Origin of the sequence: Actinoplanes sp. NPDC026619 (genome assembly GCF_040638295.1) — a bacterium.
In the GTDB taxonomy this organism is placed as follows: Bacteria; Actinomycetota; Actinomycetes; order Mycobacteriales; family Micromonosporaceae; genus Actinoplanes.
This window is the reverse complement of record NZ_JBEZYA010000068.1, coordinates 1-9,036: the sequence shown is the minus strand read 5'-3', so window position 1 is coordinate 9,036 and position 9,036 is coordinate 1. Positions and strand designations below refer to the sequence as shown.

The following is a 9,036-nucleotide window of genomic DNA, read 5'->3' as shown; positions in this document are numbered from 1 at the left end:
CTCAACCAGCACACCCGCCGATCAGACATCGGCGCAGCCCGAAGGTCACGACATCGAGCGATGACGAACTACGGAAACCTCACAAACCGCCCTCTCATGGCGAAGTCTTCGTACATCTCCAGATAGCCAGCGCGGAGCACTCCGAAATCGATCGGGTACCCGAGGTGGTACAGCACCAACGGGCAATGTCTCAAGGGTAACTGCTGTTTGAGGAGGCCGACCAGCGCTGCGATCTGCCGTCCGGTATGCGGGGGCCAGCGGGTGGCCGAGCCGGCACGTCCATGTGACTCCTGCTCTATGTCCGGAGCAGCACCGGCCTGGCGCCAGCGTTCGAGCTTGCGGGAGGTGACACCAAGGACGCCTGCTGACTCCAGTTCGGCGATGAGCGCCAGGTTCGCCTGGCTGTCCTTACGCGATGCCGCCATGCCTCGATAGTTCCACCTACCCGTGATCTTGACGATTTCTGGAGGTTCGCGTTGGCCATCCTGTCCGTAGTAGCAAGGAACTCCGACGGGATGGGTGGTGATTACGGTGATGGCGGTTCTGCTTGTGGGTGCCATCGCCTCCGCGGTCCCCGCCGTGGCGCGGCTGATCTGGCAGCTGAGCTGGCTGGCATTTTGCGCCCGGCTGCTTCGTCAGGCGGGCGGGGACGAGAAACTGCAGAAGGTGGCGCCCTGCATCCTCGGCGGGCTCATGGAGAAGTCCCGTACCTCGCGCTCGACCGGTGGGCCATCTGCCCGCTCGGGCGAAGAGCCGGGCCGGGCTAGATGAGGCTCGCTGGCAGTTACCGCCGCAGGGACCATCGGGTGCCTTCTGGGCCGTCGCATACTTCGACGTCGCCCGCGGCCAAGGAGTTGCGGAGGGCGTCGGCGCTCGCGAAGTCGTGCCGAGACCGCAGATCGGCCAGCAAGCGGAAGGCCGGGCGCTGATCTGCTGCGAACGACCCGGCGGGTCCGTGATCGGCCGGGATGCGACGTCTTTACTAGTCGCGGATCGGACCGGGGGCGTTGGCCTTTCCGTGGTAACACGACCCGCCTCTCGTCGCGATGGACGCTGCCGTAGGCCGTCGGCGACGCCTCGTGGTGTGACAGCGAGTTCCGCGGGTGACTTGCCCCGATCTTCAAAGTCCAAGGTCACAGGCGTCTGCGCGGTGCGCCGTCCTGGCAAATTGCGAACCTGCATAATCAGTCTGTCGCTCTGACGATGCCGGTTTGGGCTGGGCTGGGTCCAGTGTTGCCGGCGTTCATGCCGGTGCGGCAGGAGCTCTGTGAGCTGGTGTTTAACAAAATGGACCGCTGAGTCCCATGGGTCGCTGGTGCTGTCTGGGGCCCGGTTCGGCTCGTGTGTCGATGTTCGTTTCCCAACAATTTCCCCAACAAATGCTGTTCGGGTATCGATCAACTTCTTGGTTGATCATGCTGTTGAGCTGGGAAAACGTGGAGCGGGCGACGAGAATCGAACTCGCGTAATCAGTTTGGAAGACTGAGGCTCTACCATTGAGCTACGCCCGCGAGCCCCGGCCGAGACCGGGGACGCTCGCCTAGCTTACTGAACGACTTCCCGCCCGCGCGAGCCGGTATAGCCACCAGGTGGACTCCAGCGCACGCGCACGAAAGCGGACCGCATACACTGGCCAGCGCCACGGGGTGTGGCGCAGTTTGGTAGCGCACTCGCTTTGGGAGCGAGGGGCCGTGGGTTCAAATCCCGCCACCCCGACTGACATCAACTTATCCGCAGCAACAAGGAGTACGCCTGTGAAGAGCACCGTCGAGACTCTGAGCCCGACCAGGGTGAAGCTCGCCATCGAGGTGCCGTTCGACGAGCTCAAGCCGAGCCTGCAGAAGGCGTACCGGGAGATCGGCGCGCAGGTTCAGGTGCCCGGCTTCCGTCGCGGCAAGATCCCGGCTGCGGTCATCGATCAGCGAGTGGGCCGCGGCGCGGTCCTCAACGAGGCCGTGCAGGAGGCGATCCCGCAGCAGATCCTGGCGGCCGTGCGTGAGCACGACGTCAAGACGCTCGGCCGCCCCGAGGTGGAGATCACCGAGTTCGGCGACAACGAGCCGCTGAAGTTCACCGCCGAGGTGGACGTCCGTCCCGAGATCACGATCCCGGACCTCTCCACCATCTCGGTGACCGTCCCGGCCGTCGAGATCGGTGACGAGGAGATCGACGAGCAGATCAAGGGCCTGCGCGAGCGCTTCGCCACCCTGAAGACCGTCGACCGCCCGGCCGCCGAGGGCGACTACGTCCAGCTCGACCTCAACGCCACCGTCGACGGCGAGGAGGTGCCGGGCGGCTCGGCCAACAACATCTCCCACGAGGTCGGCAGCAAGCAGCTGCTCCCGGGCCTCGACGAGGTTCTGGTGGGCCTGGTGGCCGGCGCCGACGCGGCCTTCACGACCGAGCTGGTGGGCGGCGACTTCGCCGGCCGCGAGGCCGAGGTCAAGGTCAACGTGCGCAGCGTCAAGGACAAGCAGCTGCCCGAGATCGACGACGAGTTCGCCCAGCTGGCGAGCGAGTTCGACACCCTCGAGGAGTTGCGCGGTGACCTGCGCGAGCGGCTGACCAAGGTCAAGAAGGTCGAGCAGATCTACGCGGCCCGTGACGAAGCGCTCAAGCAGCTGGTCGAGGCGGCCGAGATCCCCGCGCCCGAGGGCATCGTCAAGGACGAGGTCGAGGGTCGCAAGCAGGCCATGACCGACCAGCTCGAGCGCATCGGCGCCACCCTGGCGGATTACCTGAGCTCCGAGGACAAGACCGAGGAGCAGATCGACCAGGAGTTGACCGAGGCCGCCGAGGAGGGCGTCCGGATCCAGCTGCTGCTCGACACGATCGCCGACGCGGAGGACGTGCAGGTCTCCGACGACGAGTTCGGCCACGAGATCGTGCACCGCGCGCAGCGTGCGCAGATGCAGCCCCAGCAGTACTACGACCAGCTCGTCCAGTCGGGCGCGGCCGCGGCCGTGTTCGGCGACGTGCGCCGCGGCAAGGCGCTCGCCTCGGTGATGGAGCAGGTCACGATGAAGGACTCGGAAGGCACCGAGCTCACCCTCGACGACCTGCGGGCCGCCAGCGAGGATGAGCACGCGGGGCACAACCACTGAGCCAGATGCGACCGGCCGCCGCCCTCGGGTGGCGGCCGGTCGGCTTTTCGCAGGGCGTGCGCTGTCAGCGAACACCTGCCCGAGCGGGAAGCTGATGCGCATTCGACCGGTTAGGTTGGTCGTACGACGGACAACCTGCCGGCTGGATCCTTCGGCCGGCACAGTCAGCTGTGAAGGGCTGCCATGACCGATCTCCACATCCCCGCGAGCCCTGTGCTGCGTGGGGGCGACACCCTCAGTGGCAACCTCGACGACTCGGTCTTCAATCGCCTGCTGCGTGAACGGATCATTTTCCTCGGCAGCGAGGTGACCGACTCGGTTGCCAACCGGATCTGCGCGCAGCTGCTGCTGCTTTCCGCCGAGGACCCCCACCGGGACATCAACCTGTGGATCAACTCGCCGGGTGGCTCGGTCTACTCCGGCATGGCGATCTACGACACCATGCAGTTCATCGAGAACGACGTGCAGACCGTCGCGATGGGCATGGCCGCCTCGATGGGGCAGTTCCTGCTTTGCGCCGGCACCGCCGGTAAGCGCTACGCGCTGCCGCACGCGCGGATCATGATGCACCAGCCGTCCGGCGGCATGGGTGGCACCGCGGCCGACATCGCGATCCAGGCCGAGCAGATGCTTTACACCAAGCGCATGTTCCAGGAGCGGATCTCGCACCACACCGGTCAGTCCCAGGAGCAGATCGCCGCCGACTTCGACCGGGACCGCTGGTTCACGGCCGACGAGGCCAAGGACTACGGCTTTATCGACAAGGTGATCAGCGGCGCCGAGCAGGTCGCCGAGGGTGCCGGAACGCTGAACTGAGGAGCTGAAATATGACTGACCTGACCATGCCTCCCGGGTTCGCTCCGGTGCACAACCGCTACGTTCTCCCGTCTTTCGTCGAGCGTTCCTCGAACGGGATGATGAAGGAGACAAACCCGTACAACAAGATGTTCGAGGACCGGATCATCTTCCTCGGCGTGCAGGTGGACGACGCGTCGGCCAACGACGTGATGGCCCAGCTGCTGACGCTGGAGAGCTCCGACCCGGACCGCGACATCACGATGTACATCAACTCGCCCGGTGGTTCCTTCACGGCCATGACGGCCATCTACGACACCATGCAGTACGTTCGCCCGGACATCTCCACCGTCTGCCTGGGCCAGGCCGCCAGCGCCGCCGCGGTGCTGCTGGCCGGCGGCACCCCCGGCAAGCGCCTCGCGCTGCCGCACTCCCGGGTGCTGATCCACCAGCCGGCCACCGAGGGTGGTTACGGTCAGGGGTCGGACATCGAGATCCAGGCGCGTGAGATCCTCCGCATGCGCTCGCAGCTGGAGGAGCTGATCGCTCACCACTCCGGCCAGGCAGTCGAGAAGGTCCGCAAGGACATCGACCGCGACAAGATCATGACGGCCGCCGAAGCCAAGGAGTACGGCATCGTCGACACCGTCCTGGCCAGCCGGAAGAAGACGCTGCAGGCCGTCGGCGCGGGTAGCTGAGAGCACGATGTCAGGGGTCGGCCGGTGCTCGTTAAACTGGCCGACCCCTGACACGCCCGTTTTGGGGGGTCGGAGAACCGCCCCTTTGCGGGTAACGTCGAGCATGCAGCCTCAGTTACGCCGTTCGGCAGACGATGAGATGGCAACGAGGCATTCAGTCCTCGGACCAGGGACCGGCGTGAGCCGGTCGATGAGCTCAAGGAGAACGTAGGTGGCACGGATCGGCGACGGCGGCGACCTACTGAAGTGCTCCTTCTGTGGGAAGTCCCAGAAGCAGGTCAAAAAGCTCATCGCGGGCCCTGGTGTCTACATCTGCGACGAGTGCATTGACCTCTGCAACGAGATCATCGAAGAAGAGCTGGCCGAGACCGGCGAGGTGAAGTGGGAAGAGCTTCCCAAGCCGATGGAGATCTGCGCCTTCCTCGACACCTACGTTGTCGGACAGGAACAGGCCAAGAAGGCACTTTCAGTAGCGGTCTACAACCACTACAAGCGGATTCAGGCAGAGTCGAGCGGCGCTCCCGGAGGCGGTAGCGACGTCGAGGTGGCCAAGTCCAACATCATGCTCATCGGCCCCACCGGCTGCGGCAAGACTCACTTGGCGCAGACCCTGGCCCGCATGCTCAACGTTCCGTTCGCGATAGCCGATGCCACGGCGCTGACCGAGGCCGGCTATGTCGGCGAGGACGTCGAAAACATCCTGCTCAAGCTGATCCAGGCGGCCGACTACGACGTCAAGCGCGCCGAGCAGGGCATCATCTACATCGACGAGGTCGACAAGATCGCCCGCAAGAGCGAAAACCCGTCGATCACCCGCGACGTTTCCGGTGAGGGCGTTCAGCAAGCACTGCTGAAGATCCTCGAGGGCACGGTGGCAAACGTTCCGCCGCAGGGCGGTCGCAAGCACCCGCACCAGGAGTTCATCCAGATCGACACGACGAACGTGCTGTTCATCGTGGGCGGCGCCTTCGCCGGTCTGGACCGCATCATCGAGTCCCGGGTCGGCCACGGCGGCGTCGGGTTCGGCGCGCACCTGCGCTCGATCTCGGAGCGGAACACCGACGACATCTTCAGCAAGGTCATGCCGGAAGACATGCTGAAGTTCGGGCTCATCCCCGAGTTCATCGGCCGTCTCCCGGTGATCACCACGGTGCGCAACCTCGACCGCGAGGCGCTCATCAAGATCTTGACCGAGCCCCGAAATGCGTATGTGAAGCAGTACCAGCGCCTCTTCGAGCTGGACGGCGTCGAGCTGGAGTTCGACTTCGACGCGCTCGAAGCGATCGCCGACCAGGCGATGCTGCGCGGCACCGGCGCCCGAGGCCTGCGGGCGATCATGGAAGAGGTCCTCCTCTCCGTGATGTATGAGGTGCCCAGCAACCCCGACGCCGCCCGGGTGGTCATCACCGGCGAGGTCGTGCTGGAAAACGTCAACCCGACCATCGTTCCCCGGGAGTTCGTCGGGCGGCGCCGCCGTCCCGACCGCGAGGAAAAGTCGGCCTGAGTTTCGTCCGCAGACACCGCGTCCGGCTCCGGCCGGCGCGGTGTTTGTGCTTTCCGCGGGTCGCTGGAGATGCGTAGGCTCGGCTCATGCGCGTAGCGGTCTGCCAGCTGAACTCCCGGGAAGATCGGGCCGACAACCTGCGAGTGGCTCGAGACCTGCTGGAGCGGGCCGCCTCAGCCGGCGCCGACCTGGCCGTCCTCCCTGAGTACGTCGACTATCTCGGCCCCGGCAAGGCCGCCCCCGAGCCCGAATCGACGGATGGCGAGTTCGCCCAGTTCTTCGCCCGAGCCGCCCGCGAGCTCGGCATCTGGGTGCACACCGGCTCGTTCCACGAGACCGGCCCCGACGACGCCCACACGTACAACACGTCCCTGGTGTTCTCCCCCGAGGGTGAGCTGACCGCCACCTACCGCAAGATCCACCTTTACGACGTGGAGATAGCCGGCCGAGTCTCCTACCAGGAGTCCAGCTCGGTCGCCCCCGGCGCCGAAACGGTCGTGACCGAGATAGCCGGCGTCCCCACCGGCCTGTCCATCTGCTACGACCTGCGCTTCCCCGAGCTGTACCGCCGCCTCGCGATAGCCGGCGCCCGCGTCCTGGTGGTGCCCGCAGCGTTCATGATGCACACCGGCCGCGACCACTGGGAGATCCTCCTGCGGGCCCGCGCAATCGAGAACCAGTGCTATGTGATCGCCGCCGGCCAAACCGGCGACCACAACCCCTCCCGAACCTGCTTCGGCCGCAGCATGGTTATCGACCCGTGGGGCACCGTCCTGGCCCAGGCCCCAGACGACATCACCATCGCCACAGCCGACCTGGACCTGACCCGCCTGGAAAAAATCCGCGCCGAACTCCCCAGCCTGGCCAACCGCCGCCTCTAGCCCCAGCCCTCGTGACACACAGCAAGGCCCCGCAGCCAGCAGGCACCCCCTCCCACGCCCTCAGGCCGAACCGCCGTGCCACGGCCCCACCGGGGGTGCTCCACCCCCACCAAGCCCCCGCCGCGGGCCGACTGCCGTCCTCTAGGCGCGCCGGTCGCCCCTTGCGGACCCGCGGCCCCCGGATACACGTGGTCCGCCACCGTCGCGGGCTCTTGCCGGCCAGCCCGGCGACGCGCATGAGCCGGGCGACGCGTTTACGACCGTGTCGCAGCCCCGCGTCGGCCAGGTCGCCGTGCACGCGCGGCGCTCCGTAGGTGCCTTTAGACACCGCATGCACCGCGGTGATGCGCTCGGTGAGTTCGGCGTCGACGCGCTGGCGCGGACTCTGCTGACCACGAACATGGTGGTAGTAGGCGGATCGGGAGACCTCGAGTAGCTCGCACGCACGTTTGACGTTGTGCTTGCCGGTCTTTTCCGCCTCGATGAACGGGTACCTGTTCATCGGGTCTCCTTGGCGAAGAAAGCCGTTGCCCGCTTCAAAATATCGACGTCTTCGCGCAGCCGCCGGTTCTCGCGCCGCAACTGGCGAGTTCGTCTCGTTCGCTGCTGGTCAACCCGTCGTTACGGGCGCCGGTGTCGAGGTCGGCCTGCTTGACCCACTCCCGGACCGCGGTCTCGGTCAGGTCGAAATCCTGGCTGATCTGCCGGACCGTGCGATCCCCACGCTGACACAACTCGACGATCTCGGCCTTGAACTCAGGCGTGAACGACCGACGAGGCCGTGCGCGCTTCTTCGCCATGTTCTCCATGATGATGGACATCCTCCCGGAGACCCCAGGTCCCCAGATCTTGGATGTCCGTCAAAACGGGGCAGGCCCAGTTCTGCATGGATTCATTTGTGCGCGGCTTTGCCTCGGCGGGCCACGCTGCGTGGCGTTCTCTACGCCGGAGCTGGGCTTCAGCACCCGCACTTGCGGCTGATCTTGTGGAGCTGCCGTTCGTCCTCTGCGGAGATTCGGCAAGTTTCATCAAGGTAGGGACGCGACGTTTGGCTCAATGCTGGCCGAGGGGAGGGCTCGCTTCTAGGCGGGCTGCGTCTCTTCGGTCTTGACCGCGTGAGCTCTGCCGTGCGAGCTGCTGTTTTGCGGGGCTCGCTGCGGGCGGGGGCTTGGCTGGTCCTCGCGCGAAGGCGCGTTATGGCCTGGGGGACTCGGTGGTCGCGGGGAGTGGAGGGCAGGTGGTGTTGCGTTTGGGGAGTCAGGCCTCGTACTGCTGCATGGGGTCTGAGAGCGGGGTCACAGGAGCTGAACTAGGTAGCCGATCAGAGCTACGCCGATCACTGCGCTGCCGGCCAGGAGCATGGCGCCGCCCATCCGGGATGGACCGCGGCGGACCAGGCGGCTCACCGAGACAACCAGTGTGACCAGCACAAGCGCGCCGATTACGAACTGCCACAGTGGGAAGACGAGATCGAGGAGCGCGTCGGCGGCCAAGGTCGGGGAGTCACCCATAAGCCCACTCTGTCATGGTCAGCAAGGCGTTGCGGGGGCCTCCGGAGACCGGCAGGCACGGGGGTCGATTTGCATGGGCGGCAGGTGATCCCGTAACTTTCTCTTTGCCCGCGGGAAACCCGGACGGAACGACACGAAAGTGACGGACCGACCTGGATTCGGCGGGAGCGGAGGCACGCGCTAAGCTTGCCGAAGCACCGGGCGAGGCTGGTTCGAGGTTCCGCGAAATCGGGATTTGCGCCAGCGAGATTGACCGGGTAGAGTAACGAAGCCCGCAGGGAGCCGGGCGGACTGATCGCCAAGCTGCGATCGTCGGCCGGTCCTACTGGGCCACCTCTATGAACTTCCCGCCTCAAAGCGGGTGCGTTTTGTGGGGAAAAACTTGGGTGGTGCCGGCAAGATCTAAGATCTTGTGCCTGCGAAGCCGACCAGGTAAGTTTGAGCGGTTGCCCCGAGGGCGGTTTAACACGGGTGCGGTTGTTCTTTGAGAACTCAACAGGGTGCTAGATAAGCCAGTGCCAAAAGTTTTATCCCTGGCCAAGC

General features: G+C 65.6%; 10 protein-coding genes and 2 tRNA genes. 7 read left to right on the top strand and 5 right to left on the bottom strand.

Annotated elements, in window-relative coordinates:
* Window positions 1–68: 68 nt before the first annotated feature.
* Entirely contained in the window at window positions 69–425 is a 357-nt protein-coding gene (locus tag AB0E90_RS51365; RefSeq protein WP_360421137.1) for a hypothetical protein, read from the bottom strand.
* 106 nt (window positions 426–531) lie between these two features.
* Here AB0E90_RS51365 and AB0E90_RS51360 point away from each other — a divergent pair, with 106 nt between their 5' ends.
* Window positions 532–771, top strand: coding sequence for a hypothetical protein (locus AB0E90_RS51360; protein ID WP_360421135.1), 240 nt, complete (start codon window positions 532–534; stop codon window positions 769–771).
* 666 nt (window positions 772–1,437) lie between these two features.
* Here AB0E90_RS51360 and AB0E90_RS51355 read toward each other — a convergent pair.
* A tRNA-Gly gene (locus AB0E90_RS51355) sits at window positions 1,438–1,511 on the bottom strand.
* Window positions 1,512–1,642: 131 nt separating this feature from the next.
* On the opposite strand from AB0E90_RS51355, the gene AB0E90_RS51350 reads away from it, so the two are divergent.
* The 6 genes from AB0E90_RS51350 to AB0E90_RS51325 all read left to right on the top strand — a co-directional run bounded on the left by AB0E90_RS51350 (window position 1,643) and on the right by AB0E90_RS51325 (window position 6,982).
* Window positions 1,643–1,716: transfer RNA gene (locus tag AB0E90_RS51350), tRNA-Pro, on the top strand.
* Window positions 1,717–1,754: 38 nt separating this feature from the next.
* Window positions 1,755–3,104 carry a trigger factor gene (gene tig / locus AB0E90_RS51345; protein WP_360421133.1) on the top strand — a complete coding sequence of 450 codons (1,350 nt, stop codon included), beginning with the start codon at window positions 1,755–1,757 and terminating at the stop codon, window positions 3,102–3,104.
* Window positions 3,105–3,287: 183 nt separating this feature from the next.
* Window positions 3,288–3,920, top strand: coding sequence for an ATP-dependent Clp protease proteolytic subunit (locus AB0E90_RS51340; RefSeq protein ID WP_360421131.1), 633 nt, complete (start codon window positions 3,288–3,290; stop codon window positions 3,918–3,920).
* 11 nt (window positions 3,921–3,931) lie between these two features.
* Complete coding sequence (locus tag AB0E90_RS51335) at window positions 3,932–4,597, top strand: ATP-dependent Clp protease proteolytic subunit (RefSeq protein ID WP_360421129.1); 666 nt, start codon at window positions 3,932–3,934, stop codon at window positions 4,595–4,597.
* A 211-nt stretch (window positions 4,598–4,808) separates the two neighbouring features.
* A complete protein-coding gene (clpX, locus tag AB0E90_RS51330; protein WP_360421127.1) occupies window positions 4,809–6,101 on the top strand; it encodes an ATP-dependent Clp protease ATP-binding subunit ClpX in 1,293 nt (430 codons plus the stop codon).
* 86 nt (window positions 6,102–6,187) lie between these two features.
* Complete coding sequence (locus AB0E90_RS51325) at window positions 6,188–6,982, top strand: carbon-nitrogen hydrolase family protein (protein WP_360421125.1); 795 nt, start codon at window positions 6,188–6,190, stop codon at window positions 6,980–6,982.
* Here AB0E90_RS51325 and AB0E90_RS51320 read toward each other — a convergent pair.
* The 3 genes from AB0E90_RS51320 to AB0E90_RS51310 form a co-directional block, all read right to left on the bottom strand.
* The gene (locus AB0E90_RS51320) at window positions 6,897–7,310 is read right to left on the bottom strand and encodes an IS3 family transposase (protein WP_360421139.1); all 414 of its coding nucleotides are present in this window, start codon (window positions 7,308–7,310) and stop codon (window positions 6,897–6,899) included. The two genes, AB0E90_RS51325 and AB0E90_RS51320, sit on opposite strands and share 86 nt — an antisense overlap.
* A 208-nt stretch (window positions 7,311–7,518) precedes the next feature.
* Complete coding sequence (locus AB0E90_RS51315) at window positions 7,519–7,782, bottom strand: transposase (RefSeq protein ID WP_360421123.1); 264 nt, start codon at window positions 7,780–7,782, stop codon at window positions 7,519–7,521.
* 495 nt (window positions 7,783–8,277) lie between these two features.
* Window positions 8,278–8,493, bottom strand: coding sequence for a hypothetical protein (locus AB0E90_RS51310; RefSeq protein WP_360421121.1), 216 nt, complete (start codon window positions 8,491–8,493; stop codon window positions 8,278–8,280).
* Window positions 8,494–9,036: the final 543 nt, after the last annotated feature.

What these genes read in the sequence shown, in the direction of transcription:
- AB0E90_RS51365 (WP_360421137.1), bottom strand. Translation starts at nt 425, where the DNA reads ATGGCGGCATCGCGTAAGGACAGCCAGGCGAACCTGGCGCTCATCGCC.
- AB0E90_RS51340 (WP_360421131.1), top strand. Translation starts at nt 3,288, where the DNA reads ATGACCGATCTCCACATCCCCGCGAGCCCTGTGCTGCGTGGGGGCGAC.
- AB0E90_RS51335 (WP_360421129.1), top strand. Translation starts at nt 3,932, where the DNA reads ATGACTGACCTGACCATGCCTCCCGGGTTCGCTCCGGTGCACAACCGC.
- AB0E90_RS51325 (WP_360421125.1), top strand. Translation starts at nt 6,188, where the DNA reads ATGCGCGTAGCGGTCTGCCAGCTGAACTCCCGGGAAGATCGGGCCGAC.
- AB0E90_RS51315 (WP_360421123.1), bottom strand. Translation starts at nt 7,782, where the DNA reads ATGGCGAAGAAGCGCGCACGGCCTCGTCGGTCGTTCACGCCTGAGTTC.
- AB0E90_RS51310 (WP_360421121.1), bottom strand. Translation starts at nt 8,493, where the DNA reads ATGGGTGACTCCCCGACCTTGGCCGCCGACGCGCTCCTCGATCTCGTC.